The organism is Blattabacterium sp. (Mastotermes darwiniensis) str. MADAR (genome assembly GCF_000233435.1).
Taxonomy (GTDB): Bacteria; Bacteroidota; Bacteroidia; order Flavobacteriales; family Blattabacteriaceae; genus Blattabacterium.
Genome location: NC_016146.1, coordinates 525460 through 546643, shown reverse-complemented (window position 1 = coordinate 546643; position 21184 = coordinate 525460). Strand labels below are relative to the sequence as shown.

The following is a 21184-nucleotide window of genomic DNA, read 5'->3' as shown; positions in this document are numbered from 1 at the left end:
ATGAATAGGAAAATCAAAGATTGGATCTAATTGAGTGAAACTAATAATCAAATAGGAATTAATTTTGAAATAGAATAAAAATTCTATTTTTTTTTATACATTAGGAATTTTTTCAAAAAAATATCTATTTCTCCATTCATGACCGAGTTAATATTTGTAGTTTCATAACCTGTTCGCAAATCCTTTACCAATTTGTAAGGATGCATAATATAATTTCGTATTTGAGATCCCCATTCTATTTTTTTTTTTTCAGATTCTATTTTGTTTTTTCTTTCATTTCTTTTTTTTAATTCTATCTCAAATAATCTGGATTTCAAAAGTTGTAAAGCTTTTTGTCTGTTTTGTATTTGTGAACGAGATTCTGTATTCTCAATAACGATACCCGTTGGGATATGACGTAGTCGTACTCCAGTTTCTACTTTATTTACATTTTGTCCTCCTGCTCCAGAAGAACGAAAAGTTTCCCAATGAATATCGGATGATTTTACCTCAACTTCTACCTTTTTATCTACTAAAGGATACACATAAACAGAAGAAAAAGATGTATGACGTTTTGAATTATTGTCAAATGGAGATATCCGTATTAATCTATGTACTCCATTTTCTCCTTTTAGATATCCAAAAGCATATATTCCGTTAAATTCTAGAGTAACGGTTTTTATTCCTGTAATATCTCCATGGATGAGATGGATATTTTTAACCGAATATTTTTTTTTTTCTGCCCACATTGTATACATTCTCATTAACATAGAAGTCCAATCACAACTTTCCGTACCTCCTGCTCCAGAAGAAATTTGCAATATAGCATTATAATAGTCTTCGTTGTCTTGAAAAAGATTTTTTAATTCTATATCGTCTAATAATTTTTTAGTTTTAATAAATTGAATTTTAAGTTCTTTTTCTAGATTTTCTTCTTTAGAAAGAGAAAAGATAATTTCTAATTCTTCTAGAGAATTTTTTAATTCAAAAAAATTTTGCATACACGTTTTCATAGAATTAAAACGTTTGATGAAATTTTTTGATTCCTTTTTAGAGTTTTTCCAAAAATTAGGATTTGAGATCTTCTTTTGTTCGTTATCAATAAAATCTTTTATTTTTTCAATGTTCAGTAGATCATAAATTCTATTAATTTTTTTAGAAATGGATTGTATTTCTTCTTTGTTTATTATTGTCATGATACGAAAATAATAAATATTTTCATAAAAAAAACGAAGTAAAATTTTTGATGAAAAGAACTTAATGATCAATTATAAAATCATTCCATATCTTAGCGTTTTTCCATTAATTATTGTTTAAAAAAAATATAATATGAACTTGAATAAATTTACTCTAAAATCTCAAGAGGTGATCCAAGAGGCACAACGTATTGCTTTAATGAATAATCAACCATCTATTGAAAATTCGCATATTTTGAAGGCTTTATTAAAAATAGAGGAAAACCTTATTCCTTATTTTTTCAAAAAATTGAATATAAATCGTGAAGTAATAATGATAGAATTGGATAAGATTATATCTTCTTATCCTAGAGTAGTGAGTCAACCTATTACTCAACATTTTAGTAATCATTCTACAAGAATGTTTAATGCAGCAGAAAATTATGCATATTTTTTGAAAGATGAATTTATTTCTATCGAACATATTTTCTATGCTATTTTTATGAATTCGGACGAAACATCTAAACTTTTAAAAAATCAAGGATTTAACGAAAATAAAATACGAAAATTGATTGAAAATGTCAGAAAAAAAAGTGGGAATGTAGTCTCTCAAACAGCAGAAAGTACTTATAATTCTCTAGAAAAATATGCAAAAAATCTTAATGAATGGGCTAATAAAGGAAAATTAGATCCTGTTATTGGACGTGATGAGGAAATACGTAGAGTTTTACAAATATTATCTAGAAGAACAAAAAATAATCCTATTCTAATTGGAGAGCCAGGGGTTGGAAAAACAGCAATAGCTGAAGGTTTAGCACATAGAATTATTAATGGAGATATTCCAGATAATTTAAAGAATAAACAAGTTTTTTCTTTAGATATGGCTTCTCTTATTGCAGGAGCTAAATACAAAGGAGAATTTGAAGAACGTTTAAAATCCGTTGTTAAAGAAGTGACTTCCTCAGATGGAGAGATTATTTTATTTATTGATGAAATCCATACACTTGTCAGTGCAGGAGGTGGAGAAGGATCGATGGATGCTGCAAATATTTTAAAACCGGCTCTAGCAAGAGGAGAACTTCGTGCTATAGGAGCCACTACTTTGAACGAATATCAAAAATACTTTAGGATAGATAAAGCCTTAGAAAGAAGATTTCAACAGGTATATGTTGATGAACCATCTGTGACAGATGCTATTTCTATATTGCGTGGAATTAAAGAAAAATATGAAAGTCATCACAAAGTAAGAATTAAAGATGAGTCTATTATTGCTGCCGTAGAATTATCTCAACGTTATATCAACGAACGTTTTTTACCAGATAAAGCTATTGACCTTATTGATGAATCGGCTTCAAAATTAAGAATGGAAATAAACTCTAAACCAGAAGAATTAGATGTTTTACATAGGAAAATTATGCAAATGGAAATACAAATAGAAGCCATTAAAAGAGAAAATGATGAAAAACAATTAGTTTCCTTAAAAAAAGAATTGTCTAAATTGAATGAAGAAAGAATGCAATTACAAGCTCAATGGCAAAGTGAAAAAGATTTGGTTGAAGGAATACAAAAATCTAAGGATAAAATAGAAAATTTTAGATTTGAAGCTGAACAAGCGGAAAGATCAGGAGATTATGGGAAAGTAGCTGAGTTGAGATATGGAAAAATAAAAGAAGAAGAAAATAAGGTAAAATCATTTGAAATAGAATTAAAAAAAAAGGAATGTAAAGGAAAAAAAATGATTCAGGAAGAAGTCTCCAAAGAAGATATAGCTCAGGTTGTTTCTAAGTGGACTGGAATTCCGATTACTAAAATGTTGCAAAGCGAAAAAGAAAAATTATTGTGTTTGGAAAAAGAATTGCACAGAAGGGTAATAGGTCAAAATGAGGCTATACAATCTATTTCCGATGCTATACGACGTTCCAGAGCAGGACTTCAAGATGAAAAAAAACCTATAGGATCTTTTCTTTTTATGGGCAGTACAGGTATAGGAAAAACAGAACTTGCTAAAACGTTAGCAGAATATCTTTTTGACAATGAAAATAATATGGTCCGTATAGATATGAGTGAATATCAAGAACGTCATTCTGTAAGTAGACTTATTGGAGCTCCTCCTGGATATATAGGATATGATGAAAGTGGACAATTAACAGAATCTATACGTCGTAGACCTTATTCGGTTATTTTATTAGATGAAATAGAAAAAGCACATTCTGATATATTTAATATATTGTTACAGGTTTTAGATGATGGAAGGTTGACAGATAATAAAGGTCGTACAGTAAATTTTAAAAACACCATTATCATCATGACCTCTAATGTAGGTGCGGATATTATTCAAGATCAATTAACCAATGGAATGGAAAAAACAAAAAATGCTTTAATAGATTTGTTAAAGAATATAGTTAGACCAGAATTCATTAATCGTATTGATGAAATTATTCTATTCAAACCTCTTACCAGGAAAGAGATTAGAGATATTGTAAAATTGCAAATGAAAAAATTGGAAAAATTGTTATGGAATAAAAATATTTGTATGGAAGCTACTAATGAAGCGATAGATTATTTATCTGAAAAAGGTTTTGACCCTCATTTTGGTGCTAGACCATTAAAAAGAGTGATTCAACATGATATTCTAAATAATCTTTCTAAAGAAATTCTTAAAGGAAGAATCCACGATCGTCATAAGATTTTAGTAGATTTTTTTAAAGAAAAAGGTATTGTTTTCAGACAATCAGAACCAGCACAATAATTACACAAAAAAGACCTCTTTTTTTCAGGAATGAATATGTTTTTTTTCGTTGGATTCAATTTTTATCATAAAAAAATTTTTTTTTCCAAATTGTAGTAAAATATATTTTTTTCCTATTATATTTTCTTTTTTGAGCAATATATTTTCTTTAATAAGTTTTTTATTGATAAAGATGGAATTAAAATTTAAAGCTCGTTTAGCTTCACTTTTAGAATTGAAAAAACTACTTTTTTTTAACAAATCTAATAAAAGAATTCCTTTTTCAAATTCTTGATGAGATAAAATCATATGTGGGAGATTCTCATATATAGAAATAAAAATTTTTTCATCTAAAGATAATAAGTATGTATATTCTTTTTCAAATAAAATATTTGAAATTTTCACAATTTTTTCATAGGATTCTTTTCCATGTACCCATTGAGTTATTTCAGAAGCTACTTTTTTTTGCAAAAATCTTTTTTCAGGATTCTTTCTATGTTTTGAAATTAATGTATCAATTTTTTCTTTCGGTAAGAAAGTATAAATTCTGATAAATTTTTCAATCTCCATATCCGAAATATTCATCAAGAATTGATAAAATTTATATGGAGAAGTTTTATTATGGTCTAACCATATATTTTCCCCTTCTTCACTTTTTCCAAATTTTATTCCATTATTTCTTGTTACTAAAGGAAAGGTGATTCCATATGCTTTTTTTCCTGTTATTTTTCTAATAAGTTCTATTCCAGTGGTTATATTACCCCATTGATCGGATCCTCCTATTTGTAGGAGACAATTTTTTTCTTTATTTAAATAAAGAAAATCATATCCTTGGATAAGGGAATAAGTAAATTCAGTAAAAGAAATTCCGTTATTTTTAATACGTTTTTTAACAGAATCTTTAGTTATCATATAACTTACAGTCAAGTGTTTTCCTATATCACGTAGAAAATCCAAAATATAAATATTTTTCATCCAATTAAAATTGTCTAAAAATTCTACTTCTTCTGAATGAAAATGTAACAACTTACAAAGTTGTTTTTTTATAGATTCTATATTTTTGTATAAAGTTTCTTTACTAAAAAAAGATCTTCTATCATATTTATACGATGGATCTCCTATAAGACCAGTGGCTCCTCCAATCAATATCAAGGATTTATGCCCCATTTTTTGAAAATGAATTAATACAATAATGGAAAGCAAGCTTCCTAAGTGTAAGGAATCAGAAGTAGGATCGAATCCAATATATAGAGTAGTACATTTTTTTAATTGTTTTTCTACACCAGGAACTTTATTTTGGATCAACCCTCTCCAAGAGAGTTCATCAATAATGTTTTTCATGAAATTATAGTAACATTATTTTATAGATTTTTTTAGACACATTTATTTAAAAATGATAAAAAAAATTATAGGATATAATTTTTCAACTTTTTTTTTTGGAACTATTCATATTATAGTTTGTAATTTTTTTTTTGATGAAAAAAATTTTCTTTTATTATATATTCTTTTATTGCCTGTTAATAGTCTTTTTTTCTTTCTTTGTTTGTGGTCAACTATAAATAAAAAACCATATTTTATTGTATGGATTGTTATTTTACAGTTATTTTATAATGTGAATCTATTTATTTATTTTGTTATTAATATCAACATATTGAATTCGTTTAGAACAATCATTAATTTTTTTTTATCGTATTTTATGATTCTTTTTTTCAAAACCATATGGATTCTATAAATAGAATTCAGCATCAAACATACCTATTTATTTTTTCTTGAATTGGTATTTTTGGATCCAATATTTCAGAAATTCTTTTAATTAAATGTGGTAGAAAAATTTTTACATAACTTTCATAGGTGATATTATTTTTTTTTTGATGAAAAAAATTTATGGGAATTGTTAAGATTGAATCTTTTTTATGTTTTTCTGGTGAAACAAGAGAAATTATTGTAGATTTTTTTTTGTATCCAGATTTAAACCATAATAAATACATATAAATAAGTAATTGCATTGTATTTCCGTGATTAGGATCTTGGAATATATTTTCAATTTTATCCAAAGAAATATGTATTTTTTGTTTTTGGGATATTCCTATTTTGTAATCAATAATACGTGTCATCCCATTATATTCGTCTATACGATCTATAATTCCGTATAAATTTACTTGATGAAATCCTATATCTAATCTTGTAGATGCATGAATTTCTATTTCTTTTAGAAAAATTTTATGTCCTTGATGAACCAATTTTTCCTCCCAATTAATAAAATTTTGTATATAATTTTTTATTATAGAATATAGAAAAATATTTTTTCCCTCCAAAAAAGAACTTTTTATAGTTTTTGATAAAATATTTTTTGTAATATATTCATAATTATTTTTCATTTTATTTATCCAATCTAAAGTAATAAAATTTCCTTTAATGGGATGATATAAAACTTCTAATATTTTGTGTATGATTTTTCCTGTTTCTTGTTTGATGGATTTTTTTTCTATATTTTTCAATCCGAGTACTTTTTTGTAATAAAAAGAAAGAGGATTATAATTATACAAAAGTATGGAAGAAGGAGATAAACCCTGATCGGCTATTTCATACAAACGTCGAATCATTGATTTCGTTTTTTTTATCACAAAAGGGTTTTTTTTTGACGAATTTAAAAGATTAAATGTAAAATTATTTTTTTTTTCCATGGAAAAATTTGAATTCATTTCTATTTGATGAATAAAACGACTCTTTTCTCCAGAATTAAGTTCGTCCGGTTTATTTTTGTAGATTAAATAAGTATTTTTTGAATTATTCAAAATTTTTATAAAATAATGACAATAAATCTCTTCATTTTCCTGAAAAATGGAAAAATTTAGTTTATTACGAATATCCAAAGGAATAAAAGTATTATATATTTTTTTATCTGGTGGAATAAAACCTTCGTTGACAGAAGTCATAATCGTATTTTCAAAATTTTCAAAATACGAATCCATAAATACTCTTATATGTAAACCTTTTGTATCTTTACATATATAGGATATTTTCTCTGTCTTTATAAATTGTTGATAAATGTTAAATATATCTTTAATTCCAAAAAAGTAAGTTTCTGTTTTTCTAACTAATATTTTCAGTTTTTGCATATAGACTTCTAATTTGGAAAGGAATTTTAATTCGAATAAATGTTTTGGTGCATTTTTACACAACAAAATTTTAAATTCTGTAATAAAACTCATAAGACCAATAATGCATTTTTTTGTATCATAAGTTGGTATCTGAAAAATTATATTTAGTTTATTGTTTATATTTTTGAATAGATATTTATTCATTATAGATTCAGAAACAAAATTTGAATGATATTTGTTGAATTCATCTAAAAATGATAAATTTTTTTTGATAAAAAATTTTTGGATATATCCATCGTATAAGACTCTTAGTATATCTTTTCCATAAAAATTTTTCATTTTTTCCTTTTTTAACAATAATTGAAAAATTGAATGAAATGTATGATGAATAGGAAGTGTTTTTAATGGAAAATCTGTGAATATAGATATAGGAATTCCTAATATATTTTTTATAGAATATAACAAAGGAATGGTTAAATATTTGTCTCCTAAAATTAAAACAATTTGATTGGGTTTTTTTCCATTCTGGATCAATTGATGAACTAATTTTTCTACTATTTTGACTTGTTCTACTTCTTTAGAAACTCTGATAATTTTTATTTTATTAGGATTGATATTGTTTATTGAAGTTTTTTTTTTGATGCACAAATCAGAAATTTTTTTTATTAGCATATTTTTTTCTTCCAAATTCAAATTGTATATGGATCCTTTATCTAATTGAATAATTTTTTTTATGAATATTTTCTCACATTTGTTTAATAGATGAAATCTGGAAAAAAATAAAATTATTCGTGTATCTAAGTTATTGGATAAAAAATTTTTTAAACGATGAATAGCTATTCTGAAAATCATTCCATTATAACCAATCCCTTTTTTTAAAAGAATATCTTGAAGAATTTTATAGGATTTATAAATTTCATTCCAAAATAGATTATTTTTTCCTACTAAGTTTTTTTCTATATTATTAGGATTCCATTTTTTAATTTTTTCTGTAGAAATGATATAAGTAAAAAAGTACTCAATATTTATTAAGTTAAAATCCAAATCCTGAAAATCATTTAAAATATCAGGAGCCCATTTCAAAAAATCATTAAAACTTCTGGATAAATAACTATTTCTTTTTTTTAATATATAAAAGAAATAAAATAGAATATAAGATTTATGAAAGGAAGATAATCCGGATATTTTTTCTAATAGTTTTTCCATTGTATAAATTTCTGTGAAAATCCCATATTTTTGGTATTTTTCTTTAAAATATTCTATAAGAGAATCGTTAAATGAAACCAATAATAATTTTTTTTCTATATATTTTTTTTGTTTCAATAAATGTTGAATGATTCTGTCTATTTTTTTTATCACAATAAATAATTTGATTCGAAAGATTTTTTTTTAAAAATATTTTTTATTTTTATTTGATCTCGTTGAATTTGTTCTTTTAAATCATGAAGTGTATTAAATTCCTTTTCTTCGCGAATTATTTGAACTATTATAACCTTAATTTTTTTCCCATAAATGTTTTGATAAAAATCAAAAAAATGTACTTCAATTTTTATTTTTTGATTTTTTTTATCAATAGTAGGACGTACTCCTATATTCATCATTCCTTTATAAATATGATTTGAATAATGAATTTTTACAGCATAAACTCCTTTTTTTGGAATTAATTTATTTTTATTTATTTGAATATTGGCCGTTGGAAAATCTAATATTTTTCCTATTCCTGTTCCTCTTACTACGTATCCAGATAATGTATAGCAATAACCTAAAGCTTTATTAGCCCATTCTATATTTCCTTTTAGAAGAGATTTTCGTATATTGGTAGAACTAACGATTTTATTTTCTAATATACAGGGGTTGACTTTATATAGTTCAAAACCATATAATTTAGAAAATTCTCTGATTTGATGAAATGTTCCATCTCTATTTTTTCCTAAATGAGAATCGTATCCTGTTATGATTTTCTTGATTTTTATTTTGGAAAACAAAATTTTTTGAAAAAAATCTTTTGTACTTAATTTTGAAAAATTTATGGTAAAGGGATGAATGATCAAGTTTTCGATTCCTGTTTTTTTGATATGATAAATTCTTTCAGAAAGAGTATTTAAATAAAAAAATTTTTTTTCTGGATTCAAAACTTTTTTTGGATGCGGATTAAAAGTTAGTAGGACCGAACAATATTTTATTACTCTTGCTCTAAGGACTAAATTTTGAATTACTTTTTTATGTCCTATGTGAACTCCATCAAAAAAACCGAGTGTAAATACACACGGTAAAAAGGAAGAAAATTCATCAATGAATGAATAAATTTTCAAAATTTTTTATCTTAAAATTTATATTTACAAATATATATGATTCACATATACTACCCGTATATTGTATAGTATCTTTTTAAAAAAAAATGTATGGATAAAAAGAAATTAAAAGGAAAAATAATTAAAATTATAGGACCAGTGGTTGACGTTTCATTCAAGAATGGATCTATTCTTCCTAATATTAACGATGCATTAGAAGTAGAATTATCTAAAAATAATAAAAATAAAATAGTATTAGAAGTTCAGCAACATATTGGAGAAAATAAAGTTCGTTGTATTGCTATGGAGGTTACAGATGGATTGCGAAGAGGTCAAAAAGTAGAAATGACAGGAGGTCCAATCAGTGTCCCTATAGGAGATTCTATTAATGGTAGGATATTCAATGTTTTAGGTACTCCTATTGATGGATTAGAACCTTTAGACAGGTATAATCATAATAAACCAATTCATAATTATTCTCCAGAATTTAAAGAATTGTCTACGGATACAGAGATATTATATACGGGAATTAAAGTTATTGATCTTATAGAACCCTATCCAAAAGGAGGTAAAATTGGATTATTTGGAGGTGCTGGAGTAGGAAAAACTGTGTTAATCCAAGAGTTGATCAATAATGTAGCAAAAAAACATGGAGGGTTTTCGGTATTTTCTGGAGTAGGAGAACGTACCAGAGAAGGTAATGATTTATTACGAGAAATGTTAGAATCCGGAATTATCAAGTATGGAGATTCATTTATGGATTCTATGAAAAAAGGATATTGGGATTTATCTAAGGTGGACAAAGAAGCCTTAAAAGAATCTAAGGCTGTGTTTGTTTTTGGACAGATGAATGAATCTCCTGGAGCAAGAGCTAGAGTGGCTCTAACTGGATTGACATTAGCCGAATATTACAGAGATCAATCCTTTGGAGAAAAAAAAGGAAAAGATGTTTTATTTTTTATAGATAACATATTTAGATTTATTCAAGCTGGATCAGAAGTTTCTACTTTATTAGGAAGAATTCCTTCTTCTGTTGGATATCAACCTACTTTATCATCTGAGATGGGGGAACTTCAAGAAAGAATTACATCGACAAAAAAAGGTTCTATTACTTCTGTTCAAGCTGTTTATGTACCAGCAGATGATTTAACGGATCCTGCTCCTTCTATTACGTTTTCTCATTTAGATGCAACTACAGTTCTTTCAAGAAAGATTGCTTCTTTAGGTATCTATCCATCCATAGATCCATTAGATTCTACTTCACGAATTTTATCTCCAGATATAATAGACAAAGATCACTATCATTGTGCACAACGTGTTAAAGAAATTTTACAGAAATATAATTCTTTACAAGATATTATTGCTATTCTTGGAATAGAGGAACTTAGTGAAGAAGATAAATTAATAGTTTATCGTGCTAGACGTGTTCAACGTTTTTTATCTCAACCCTTTCATGTAGCCAAGCAATTTACAGGGATAAAAGGAGAATTTGTAAAAATTGAGGATACAATTAAAGGATTTAACATGATTATGGATGGAGAATTAGATGATTTTCCGGAACCAGCTTTTAATTTGAAAGGGACTATTGAACAGGTGATCCAAACTGGAAAAAAAATGCAATGAAAAAAATATTTTAACGTGCAGATAACAATTATTGATTTTGAAAAAATCTTGTATCAGGATGAAAAAGTCAACTCTATTACAGTTCCTGGATTAGATGGTTATTTTCAAATATTAGAAAATCATGCTCCACTTATCTCTGTATTGGGATATGGATTAATAAAAATAAGTCACCATAATAAAGATTTTAAAATGAAAATAAATGGAGGTTTTTTACAAGTAAAAAAAAATGTAATTGTTGTTATTTTATAGAGATTTATATTTTGAAGAAACAATTTTCATGTATTCTTTTCTATTGTTGAATATTTTTATAGCACTAAAAATAGCTTCTTCAAAAGATTTTTCATTAGCTTTTCCTTTTTTTGCAATATCATACGCTACTCCATGATCTGGAGAAGTACGTATATGAGAAAGACCAGCTGTAAAATTTACTCCTTCATTAAAGGTTAATATTTTAAAAGGAATTAATCCTTGATCATGGTACATGGCTAAAACTGCATCAAAATTTCGATAGTTATGATTCCCAAAAAATCCATCTGGAGAATAAGGACCGAAAACTAATAATCCTTTTTTTTGAAATAAACTATCAATAGCTGGTTTAATTTGAGTTTTTTCTTCTTCTCCTAATAATCCATTTTCTCCAGAGTGAGGATTGCATCCTAAAACCGCAATTTTAGGTTTTTCTATAGAAAAATCCACTATTAAAGATTGATGTAAAATTTTTATGGATTTTATAATTTTTTTTATAGTTATTTCAGAACTAACATTTTTTAATGATAAATGATTAGTCACTAAAGCTATTTTTAAGGTATCATGAATCATTAACATTAAGGATTCTCCTTCTAAAAGGGTTTGTAAATATTCTGTATGACCTAAAAAATGGAATCCTTTAAAATTCATCCATTTTTTGTTGACAGGAGCTGTAACAAGAACATCTATTTTTCCTTCTTTTAAAGCTTTTACTGCTTTTTTTAAAGATAAAATAGGATATTTTCCTGATTCAGGATTTATTTTTATTGAGTCAAATCTAATATCCTCTTTCCAAATATTTAAAACATTGATTTTATAATCAACAACTTCTTTTAAATTTTTTATTTCTCGTATATTATTTAACTCAATATTCAGAATTTTTTCATAATAAGAACATAATTTTGTAGATCCAAATAATATTGGGGTAAAGAAATCCAAAAGTTTCTTTTTACGACATACTTTTAAAAAGATTTCTATTCCTATTCCATTTATATCTCCTGTGGAAATTCCTACTCTTATTTTTTTTTTTCTATAATTCATTTATGTTTTAATTTAAAAAAAATTATGAATATGTTTAATGGGATTATAGAATGTACTACCCAAGTACAACAATTAAATCGTAAAAAAAATAATCTATATATTACTTTTAAAAATCCATTTTTTGATCAGATTAAAATTAATCAAAGTATTTCTCATAATGGAATATGTTTAACTCTCATAGAGGTTAACAAAAAAAATTATTCAGTAATGGCTTCGGAAGAAACTTTACGTTGCACCAATTTATATTTTTTAAAAATAAAAGATGAAGTTAATTTGGAACGTGGAATGAAACTTCATGAAAGGGTGAATGGACATTTAGTGCAAGGACATGTAGATACAATAGCTAAAATTGTTGAAATAAATAAAAAAAATGGAAGTTGGTTATTCTCTTTTAAATCCAAAAAAAAATTGGATTCTTTTGTAGTAGAAAAAGGATCTATTGCTGTAAATGGAATTAGTCTTACAATAAAAAAATGCACTAATTACATATTTAGTGTATCTGTTATTCCTTATACCTATGAAAAAACAAATTTTCGTTTCATGAAAGTAGGTAATTTTGTTAATGTGGAATACGATATTTTGGGAAAATATATTAGGAAATTTCTTTTCTTGAAAATGAAATAAAAATTATTATCCTATTTTAGGTTCTCCAGATAATATTTCTTTGTTGGTATATTTCCTGTATAAATCAAAATGTTTCATGAATTTTTTTACAAGTTTTTCTAATTGATCCTGATACATTTTTTTATTTTTCCATGTATTTTTTGGATTTAAAATATCTGAATATATTCCTGGACAATATTTTGGAATATAAAAATTGAAAACTGGATATCTTTCATAATCAACCCTAGATAGACTCCCATTCAAAACACATTGGACAATTTTTCGTGTATCTCTTAATTTAATACGAGAACCAGAGGTATCTCCACTGGAAATAATTCCTGTATTTACCATCCATACATTTATTTTTGGATTATCTAATTTTTTTATTAGCATTTTTGTGTATTGTATAGGATTTAATGGCATGAATGGAGCTCCAAAACAGGAAGAAAAAGTAGCTTGTGGTTTTATTATGTTCAATTCTGTTCCAGCCACTTTAGAAGTATATCCCAATAAGAAATAATAAGCAGATTGTGCTTTATTTAGTTTTGCTATAGGGGGTAATACACCGAAAGCATCATAGGTTAGAAAGAAAATATTTCTAATATTAGAGGATAGTAATTTTTTTTCAATATTATTTATGAAATATATAGGATAACTTATTCTAATATTTTGTGTAATAGAATCATTGAAAAAATCCACTTCTTTGGTCCCTTTTTTAAAAAGAACATTTTCTAACATGGCTCCTTTTCTGATAGATTGATAAATCATAGGTTCTTTTTCTTTAGAAATTCCAAGTATTTTGGCATAACAACCTCCTTCAAAATTGAAAATAATATTATCCGAAGTCCATCCATGTTCATCGTCTCCTATTAATTTCCTGTTGGTATCATTGGAAATAGTTGTTTTTCCTGTTCCAGACAATCCAAAAAAAAGAGCTGTATCTTTTTGTATTTTTCCAATATTAGCAGAGCAATGCATAGGTAGTACTTTTTTATTAGGGAGTATAAAATTTAGTACAGAAAAAATTGATTTTTTTATTTCTCCTGTATATCCTGATCCTCCAATTAATACAATTTTTTTGTAGAAATTTAATATAGAGAAATTTTTACTACGTGTTCCATCTGTTATTGGGTTTGCTTGAAATCCAGGGGTACATAACAACAACCAATCTGGTAATATTTGTCCTTTTTTGGGAACTCTAAAAAAAAGATTGTGGACAAATAAATCCGACCATGGATATTCACTAATAGAACGAACATTCAGTTGATAACGCTTATCGGAACATAAAAAACAATCTCGTATGTATAATTTTTTTCCAGATAGGTATCTGACTATTTTATTATATAACTGATTGAATTTTTCAGGGTCAAAAGATCGATTGAATTTATCATTCCACCATACTTTTTTTTCGGTAATGCTATCCTTTACTATAAATCTATCTGCGGGAGAACGTCCAGTGAATAAACCAGTGTAGATAGCCAAAACTCCTGATTCAGTTTCTATACCCATTTTGTTTCGTAAAATTATATTTTGCAATTCATCAGGGGATAATTGCCAATTATTTGAAGAATTCAATATTCCATAATTTTCTAGAGAACTCATGCCATAGTATCATTAAAGTATCATTGATACAAATTTATATATAAAAGTTTACTAATTTTGTATTAGATTAGAATAAAAATTATGATCCTATGTCTGATATTGCATCAAGAGTGAAGTCTCTTATAGTAGAAAAATTGAGTGTAGAAGAAAGGGATGTTATCCTTAATGCTAGCTTTACTAATGATTTAGGGGCTGATTCTTTAGATATTGTAGAACTTATTATGGAATTTGAAAAAGAATTTAACATTAATATTTCTGATGAAAAGGCAGAAAAAATAACTACTGTAGGAGAAGCTATACAGGCGATAGAAGATCTCTTGAATGAAAAGAAAAATAATAATTAGTATTTATTAGTATCTTATGAAAAAATTAAAGAGAGTAGTAGTTACTGGTATTGGTTCTATTACTCCGATAGGAAATAATGTTGAAGAATATTGGATATCCCTGATTAGTGGAAAAAGTGGTTCTGCTCCCATTACTTATTTTAATACCGAAAAATATAAAACTAAATTTGCTTGCGAATTAAAAAATTATGATCCCAGTCTTTTTTTTAGTAAAAAAGAACAACGTAAATTGGATCCGTGTGCACAATATGGAATTTTAGCTTCTTCAGAAGCGGTTGAAAATAGTAAGATCGATTTTTACAAAGAAAAAAGGGAACGTGTGGGTGTTATTTGGTCGTCTGGAATTGGAGGTCTTTTAAACTTAGAAGAATCTATTTCGGATTATGTTGATGGAGGAAGATATCCTAGATTTAGTCCTTTTTTTATTCCTAAAATGCTCATAGATATTACTGCTGGTTTTATTTCGATGAATTATGGACTTTATGGGCCTAATTATGCTACTGTATCCTCTTGTGCTTCATCTTCTAATGCAATTGTTGATGCTTATCATTTAATATGTTTAGGGAAAGCAGATATTATGGTAACAGGAGGTTCTGAAGCTGCTATTACACAAAGTGGAGTAGGAGGTTTTAATGCTTTACATGCTTTATCCACTAGAAATGAAGATTACAAAACAGCTTCACGTCCTTTTGATAAGGATAGAGATGGCTTTGTTTTGGGAGAAGGAGCTGGGTGTCTAATACTTGAAGAATACAATCATGCTCAAAAAAGAGGTGCTAATATCTATGCGGAAATAGGAGGAGTAGGTATGTCTGGAGATGCTTATCATATAACGGCTCCTCATCCGGAAGGGAGGGGAGTAATTATAGCTATGAGATCAGCTGTAGAAGATGCTGAAATTGAATATAGTAAAGTAGATCATATTAATGCTCATGGAACTTCCACAATTTTGGGAGATCTTGCAGAGGTGAGAGCTATTCAAACGGTATTTAAAAAAAATGTATACAATATTGATATAAATTCTACTAAGTCTATGACAGGTCATTTACTAGGTGCAGCAGGAGCTATAGAAGCCATTGCTACTATACTTCCTTTAAGTAAAAAGATTATACCTCCAACTATTAATTTATTTCAAGTAGACGAAAGAATAGATCCAAAAATTAGTTTTACTCCAAACAAAGCTATAAAAAGAGAAGTCAAAATTAGTATATGCAACACTTTTGGTTTTGGAGGACATAACGTTTGTATTTTATTTAAGCAAATAGATGTTATCTGATGATTTTTTTTTTCAAAACGATGAAGATTCTCTTTTCTTTAAAAAATTAAAGAATGTACTGGGTTTTTGTCCAAAGAATATAAAATTTTTCAAGGAAGTATTCGTTTATAGTTTTTCAACAGAAAAAAGGAATTTGAATAAGAATTATTATGTTAATTTTCAAAGATTAGAATTTTTAGGAGATGCTGTATTGAATTCCATTATTTCACATTTTTTGTATGAACGGCTTCCTAAAAAAAAAGAAGGAGAGTTAACTCAAGTACGATCTAAAATCGTATGCAGAAAAAATTTAAATGATATATCTAAAAAACTTTTTATAACCGAAATATTTTTTTTGAATAAGCCCCTTGTATCCGATAATATATTGGGAAATGTCCTTGAAGCTTTAATAGGTTTTATTTATTTAGAAATAGGATATCAAGAATGTAAAAATTTTGTGTATAAAAAAATATTACATCATCATGTAAATATTACGAGATTGCAAAAGGAAATTTTTAGCTACAAAGTATGGATTATAGAATGGTCTCAAAAAAATAAATTTATTATAAATTTTAATACTTTTAGAGAAAAAAAAGAAATTAAAATTGAAGAAGAATATCCACATGTAATCACTTATCTTTCTGAGGTTAGTATCTCTGAATGTGGAATAAAAACAGAAGGAAGAGGTCCTTCAAAAAAAAAATCGGAAGAATTTGCAGCAAAACAAGCTTATTTCCTTATTCAAAAACAATGTAAAAAATATTTCACATGATATCTTACATAAAAAAGGGAGTAGGACATCCATTAATATTGCTTCATGGGTTAATGGGGGGATTAAGCAATTTTGATGCACTTTTAGATTTCTTTCCAAAAAAAGGATACAAGGTTATTATTCCTTCACTTCCACTTTATAATATGCCTTTATTTCTTACAAATATTTATAATATATCTAAATATATTATTCAATTTTTAATAGAAATAGAGATTGAAAAAGCTACATTGATAGGAAATTCTCTAGGAGGACATATAGCCTTAATCATAGCAAAAGAAAGAATAGATTTAGTACATTCTGTTGTACTTACAGGAAGTTCTGGTTTATTCGAAAAATCTTTTGGAGAAGCATTTCCTAAAAGAGAAAATTATGAATATATTCGAAAAAAATCGCAAGAAGTTTTTTATGATCCTAGAATTGCTACTAAAGAATTGATCGATGAAGTATTTCATATTGTGAATGATAAAAAAAAAGGAATTAAAACTTTATACATTGCAAAAAGTGCAATGAAATATAATATGTCTAAGGATTTATCTCTTATTCAACAACCTATTTGTTTAATTTGGGGAAAGCAAGATCATGTTACTCCTCCAGAAGTAGCAGAGGAGTTTCATAGATTATTGCCCTGTTCAGAATTATATTGGATAGATAAATGCGGACATGTTCCTATGATGGAACATCCAAAAAAATTTATAAAAATATTAGAAAAATGGTTATCCAAATTTGATTTTGATCATGAAAATTTTTTCTGTAAAATTTAAAGGAAGTTTTGTTAAATTACATCAATTTTTTTTTCATAATCTTCCTGAATATGCTTTTTCTGGACGTTCTAATGTAGGAAAATCCAGTTTGATTAATTTTATTGCAAATTGTAAAAAAATAGCTAAAGTTTCCTCTCATCCAGGAAGTACGAAATTGATCAATTTTTTTCTGATAAATCATGAATGGTATTTAACAGATTTGCCTGGATATGGATACTCTAAGAGGAAAAAAAAAGAAAAGAGAAAATTAATTCTAGATTACGTTTCTTATAGAAAAAATTTAATTCTTTTGTTTCTATTGATGGATTGCAGAACTGTCTTACAGAAAATAGATCTAGACTTCATAAAAAAGTTAAACAATTTAAAAATTCGTTTTTGTATTGTTTTTACAAAAACGGATAAACTAAGTTCCAGAATTTTGGATAAAAAGATAGATCTTTGTAAGGAAGAAATTGAAAAAACTTCTTTCTCGATGCCTAAGTATTTCAAAGTATCCGTAAAGAAAGGATATGGAAGAAAAGAAATAATTCAACATATTCAAAATTTTAATAAATCTTACAAGGAAAAACTTATTATTCCTAATTCATAGGATTTTAATCCGAAACCAAAAATAGTTCCTTTACAAACAGAAGATAGAAACGATTTTTTTCTAAAGGATTCTCTTGAATGAATATTAGAAATATGAACTTCTATGACTGGAGAAGAAATAGATTTAATAGCATCAGCTATTCCTAAAGAAGTATGAGTATATGCTCCTGCATTGAGAACAATTCCATCTGATTGAAATCCAATATTATGTAGTATATCTATAATTTTTCCTTCATGATTGCTTTGAAAATAAGTAATTTCCATGTTGGAAAAAATTTTTTTTCTTTTTAGTTTATTTAAATAATCTATAAAATTTATAGTTCCGTATAATTCTGGTTCTCTTTTTCCTAAAAGATTCAAGTTAGGACCATTAATAATGCTTATTTTTTTTTGTAGTATCATCTACTTCTTTTTTATTTAAAAAACACCAGTTACCTCTATTAAGATTTTTTTTATTAAATCCTCCAAAATTAATTCTATCTATTTGTATTACTTCATAATTTAGTTTTTTAAAAATTCGTTTAATTACTCTATTCCATCCTATATGCAATCCAATTTTTACTTTATTTTTTTTTTTGTATATAAAATCAACTTTTACCCTTCCTTCATGGAGGAATATTTTTCCTTTTTTTATTTTATGTATGTCGTTATCGTGAATATTCTTATTTAATACAACATGATATACTTTTTTTATATTATATTTCGGATGAGTCAATTTTTCTGTAATAGATCCATCATTTGTAAGAAGTAAAACTCCTGTAGTTGAACGATCTAATCTTCCAACGGGATAGATTCTATAATCAGAAAAATTTGGGATTAAATTCATTACTGTTTTTCTATTAAAAGGATCATGTGTAGAAGTAATAAAACCTTTAGGTTTATTAAGTAGTATATATATTTTCTTTTTATTCTTAATTCTATTTCCATTAATAGTTATAACATCATTCATGTGAATGATGGTTCCCAATTTTGATATGGATTTTCCATTAACTTCTATGATTCCTGATTGAATCAATTTATCAGCCTCTCTTCTAGAGGATATTCCAGAATTGGATAAATAATGATTCAATCGTATAAAATCGTTTTTTTTTATTGTTGGATTCATAAAACTATGCTTTAAAAACGAAAAATTACTTTTTTTGTATAGTCCTTTAATTTTTCTCTAGAGATTTTGTAATCTGGAGTAAAACATAAAATATAGCCACCTCCTCCAGAACCACACAATTTTAGATAATGAATATTGGTAATAAGTCCTTCTTCCCATATTTGACAAAATTTTTTTGGAATTATAGTATTAAAATGATGAAAAACCCAGGTGGAAAGTAATTTTACATTTTTTAGCATTATTTTAAAATCTCCTTTCAAGAAAAATTCAATACATTTCTCATTGTATTTCATAAATTCTTCTTTTAATATTTTTTTAAATTTATCGTTTTTTAATTTTTCTAAGAAAAAACTCATCATAGATGAGGTTTTTCTAGAGCAACCAGAATCTAGTAAAAAAATAGCTCCTTTCCCTTTAAATTCCTTTTTTTTTGGTATATTTATAGTAGAGATATTGCTTTCTGATCGAATAAGTAAAGGTTTGTTGAAGTAGGAAACTAAAGGATCTATTCCAGAACTTTTTCCATGAAAGAAAGATTCCATTTGACTAAATATTTCCTTTAGAATTCTTATATTTTTAAAACATTTTTTTAATTTTTTTTTAGCGTATTTATCATAAATAGCGGTAACTAAGGCTCCAGAACTTCCTATTCCATATCCTTTAGGAATATTGGATTGAAAATAAATACCTTTTTGCAGATCATCGTTTAATCTTTCGAGATCAAATTTTGCTAATTTTTTTTTTCTAACAAAAATTGAAAATATTTTTTTAATTCAAAATTGGAATATATGGATTCTTTATTGGAAGATAATACAGAAATAAATTTTAAAGTTCCTTGATAAAAATCATAAGGAATGGAAAGTCCACTAGAATTTTCTAAGATGCAGTATTCTCCAAATAATAAAATTTTAGAAGGATATATATGTTTTTTCATCTTTTATTAAATTGTTTCTTATCACCTTAATTTGCTAAAATAATTATTTTTTTTCTTTATTAACAGATTAATTTTGTAGATTTTATAGTTAATAAAAATATTTATAATGAAAGTAGCCCTATATGGACAAAAATTTGGAAGAAAAAATATCCCATACCTGAATCAGTTCATTGGCTATGTATCTAATCATTCAATAGAAATTTATATAGAAAAATCATTTTTTCATGTATTATCTTCTTTTGAAGAATTTAAGAATCTTAATTTTCCTGTTTTTTCTCATTATAAAGAATTAACCAAAGATTTTAGTTTAATGTTTACTTTTGGAGGGGATGGAACGATATTATCTGCCATAACTTTTGTTAGGGATACTGGAATTCCTATTGTAGGAGTAAATACTGGAAATTTAGGATTTTTAGCAACTTTTAATAAGGATGTTTTTATTAAAAAAATAGATCAAATTTTTAATCGTAAATTTCATTTAATGCCTAGAAGTTTGTTATGTTTGGAAACCTCTATTATGGATCATGATCCGTTTTTTAATTTTGCATTAAATGAAATTGTTATTATTCGTAAGGAAACTGTTTCTATGATTATTATAGATGCCTATATAGATAATCAATTTTTAACTTCTTATTGGGCTGATGGATTGATAATCTCTACTCCCACAGGTTCTACTGGATATTCCTTAAGTTGTGGAGGGCCGATTATTACTCCTGAAAACAAAAATTTTGTTCTTACACCTATATCTCCTCATAATTTGTTTTCTCGTCCATTGATTATTTCGGATCATCAAAAAATTCATTTAAAAATACATAGTCGTGTGAAATATTATTCTTTATCTATGGATACTAGACTTACTTCCTTGAAAAAAGAAAATGAGTTATACATTAAGAAAGCTCCTTTTTATATATATCTCATACAAGAAGAAAAACATACTTATTACAAAACTTTACGGGAAAAATTATTGTGGGGAATGGACCAAAGAAATTAATGCCATCCATTATTCTATTCTTTATTTTTTATATATTTGTGTTTT

19 protein-coding genes and 1 pseudogene are annotated in these 21184 nt (G+C 26.3%); 11 read left to right on the top strand and 9 right to left on the bottom strand.

Features of this window, described 5'->3' with window-relative positions:
- Positions 1–83 precede the first annotated feature (83 nt).
- Complete coding sequence (gene prfB, locus MADAR_RS02690; protein WP_049779099.1) at positions 84–1169, bottom strand: peptide chain release factor 2; 1086 nt, start codon at positions 1167–1169, stop codon at positions 84–86.
- 139 nt (positions 1170–1308) lie between these two features.
- Between prfB and clpB the strand changes: the two genes are divergently transcribed.
- Positions 1309–3903, top strand: a complete 2595-nt coding sequence (gene clpB, locus MADAR_RS02685; protein WP_014158986.1) for an ATP-dependent chaperone ClpB — start codon at positions 1309–1311, stop codon at positions 3901–3903.
- A gap of 24 nt (positions 3904–3927) precedes the next feature.
- Here the strand turns inward: clpB and tyrS are convergent, their stop codons facing one another.
- Positions 3928–5223, bottom strand: coding sequence for a tyrosine--tRNA ligase (gene tyrS, locus MADAR_RS02680; protein WP_014158985.1), 1296 nt, complete (start codon positions 5221–5223; stop codon positions 3928–3930).
- Between the two features lie 52 nt (positions 5224–5275).
- On the opposite strand from tyrS, the gene MADAR_RS03085 reads away from it, so the two are divergent.
- A complete protein-coding gene (locus tag MADAR_RS03085; protein ID WP_041178006.1) occupies positions 5276–5614 on the top strand; it encodes a hypothetical protein in 339 nt (112 codons plus the stop codon).
- A 13-nt stretch (positions 5615–5627) separates the two neighbouring features.
- On the opposite strand, the gene MADAR_RS02670 is transcribed toward MADAR_RS03085, so the two are convergent.
- Both MADAR_RS02670 and MADAR_RS02665 read right to left on the bottom strand, forming a co-directional pair.
- Positions 5628–8342: a PD-(D/E)XK nuclease family protein gene (locus MADAR_RS02670; protein WP_014158984.1), complete on the bottom strand. Its 2715-nt coding sequence runs from the start codon at positions 8340–8342 to the stop codon at positions 5628–5630.
- Entirely contained in the window at positions 8339–9295 is a 957-nt protein-coding gene (locus MADAR_RS02665) for a bifunctional riboflavin kinase/FAD synthetase (RefSeq protein ID WP_014158983.1), read from the bottom strand. Before MADAR_RS02665 ends, MADAR_RS02670 begins: the two co-directional genes overlap by 4 nt.
- Positions 9296–9385: 90 nt before the next feature.
- Here MADAR_RS02665 and atpD point away from each other — a divergent pair, with 90 nt between their 5' ends.
- Positions 9386–10897 (top strand): F0F1 ATP synthase subunit beta, encoded by a 1512-nt coding sequence (gene atpD, locus MADAR_RS02660; RefSeq protein WP_014158982.1) that lies wholly within the window; start codon positions 9386–9388, stop codon positions 10895–10897.
- A 15-nt stretch (positions 10898–10912) separates the two neighbouring features.
- Complete coding sequence (locus MADAR_RS02655) at positions 10913–11146, top strand: F0F1 ATP synthase subunit epsilon (protein WP_014158981.1); 234 nt, start codon at positions 10913–10915, stop codon at positions 11144–11146.
- Here the strand turns inward: MADAR_RS02655 and pdxA are convergent.
- A complete protein-coding gene (pdxA, locus tag MADAR_RS02650) occupies positions 11141–12184 on the bottom strand; it encodes a 4-hydroxythreonine-4-phosphate dehydrogenase PdxA (RefSeq protein WP_014158980.1) in 1044 nt (347 codons plus the stop codon). The two genes, MADAR_RS02655 and pdxA, sit on opposite strands and share 6 nt — an antisense overlap.
- A gap of 30 nt (positions 12185–12214) precedes the next feature.
- Here pdxA and MADAR_RS02645 point away from each other — a divergent pair, with 30 nt between their 5' ends.
- On the top strand, positions 12215–12808 hold the full coding sequence (locus MADAR_RS02645; protein WP_014158979.1) for a riboflavin synthase: 594 nt from the start codon (positions 12215–12217) through the stop codon (positions 12806–12808).
- Positions 12809–12814: 6 nt separating this feature from the next.
- On the opposite strand, the gene pckA is transcribed toward MADAR_RS02645, so the two are convergent.
- Positions 12815–14389, bottom strand: a complete 1575-nt coding sequence (pckA, locus tag MADAR_RS02640; RefSeq protein WP_014158978.1) for a phosphoenolpyruvate carboxykinase (ATP) — start codon at positions 14387–14389, stop codon at positions 12815–12817.
- Positions 14390–14478: 89 nt separating this feature from the next.
- Between pckA and MADAR_RS02635 the strand changes: the two genes are divergently transcribed.
- The 5 genes from MADAR_RS02635 to yihA are packed head-to-tail and all read left to right on the top strand — an operon-like array spanning position 14479 to position 18110.
- Positions 14479–14733 (top strand): acyl carrier protein, encoded by a 255-nt coding sequence (locus MADAR_RS02635; RefSeq protein WP_014158977.1) that lies wholly within the window; start codon positions 14479–14481, stop codon positions 14731–14733.
- A gap of 16 nt (positions 14734–14749) precedes the next feature.
- Entirely contained in the window at positions 14750–16009 is a 1260-nt protein-coding gene (gene fabF / locus MADAR_RS02630) for a beta-ketoacyl-ACP synthase II (protein WP_014158976.1), read from the top strand.
- Positions 15999–16760: a ribonuclease III family protein gene (locus MADAR_RS02625; protein WP_014158975.1), complete on the top strand. Its 762-nt coding sequence runs from the start codon at positions 15999–16001 to the stop codon at positions 16758–16760. Before fabF ends, MADAR_RS02625 begins: the two co-directional genes overlap by 11 nt.
- Positions 16757–17521 carry an alpha/beta fold hydrolase gene (locus MADAR_RS02620; RefSeq protein WP_014158974.1) on the top strand — a complete coding sequence of 255 codons (765 nt, stop codon included), beginning with the start codon at positions 16757–16759 and terminating at the stop codon, positions 17519–17521. Before MADAR_RS02625 ends, MADAR_RS02620 begins: the two co-directional genes overlap by 4 nt.
- A complete protein-coding gene (gene yihA, locus MADAR_RS02615; RefSeq protein ID WP_014158973.1) occupies positions 17496–18110 on the top strand; it encodes a ribosome biogenesis GTP-binding protein YihA/YsxC in 615 nt (204 codons plus the stop codon). Before MADAR_RS02620 ends, yihA begins: the two co-directional genes overlap by 26 nt.
- On the opposite strand, the gene aroQ is transcribed toward yihA, so the two are convergent.
- From aroQ to MADAR_RS02600, 3 genes and pseudogenes are all read right to left on the bottom strand, one after another.
- On the bottom strand, positions 18077–18511 hold the full coding sequence (aroQ, locus tag MADAR_RS02610) for a type II 3-dehydroquinate dehydratase (protein ID WP_014158972.1): 435 nt from the start codon (positions 18509–18511) through the stop codon (positions 18077–18079). The genes yihA and aroQ overlap by 34 nt on opposite strands.
- A complete protein-coding gene (locus tag MADAR_RS02605; RefSeq protein WP_014158971.1) occupies positions 18480–19214 on the bottom strand; it encodes a pseudouridine synthase in 735 nt (244 codons plus the stop codon). Before MADAR_RS02605 ends, aroQ begins: the two co-directional genes overlap by 32 nt.
- Before the next feature lie 11 nt (positions 19215–19225).
- Positions 19226–20148: pseudogene (locus tag MADAR_RS02600) on the bottom strand (mevalonate kinase).
- A gap of 106 nt (positions 20149–20254) precedes the next feature.
- On the opposite strand from MADAR_RS02600, the gene MADAR_RS02595 reads away from it, so the two are divergent.
- The gene (locus MADAR_RS02595; protein ID WP_014158970.1) at positions 20255–21139 is read left to right on the top strand and encodes an NAD kinase; all 885 of its coding nucleotides are present in this window, start codon (positions 20255–20257) and stop codon (positions 21137–21139) included.
- Positions 21140–21184: the final 45 nt, after the last annotated feature.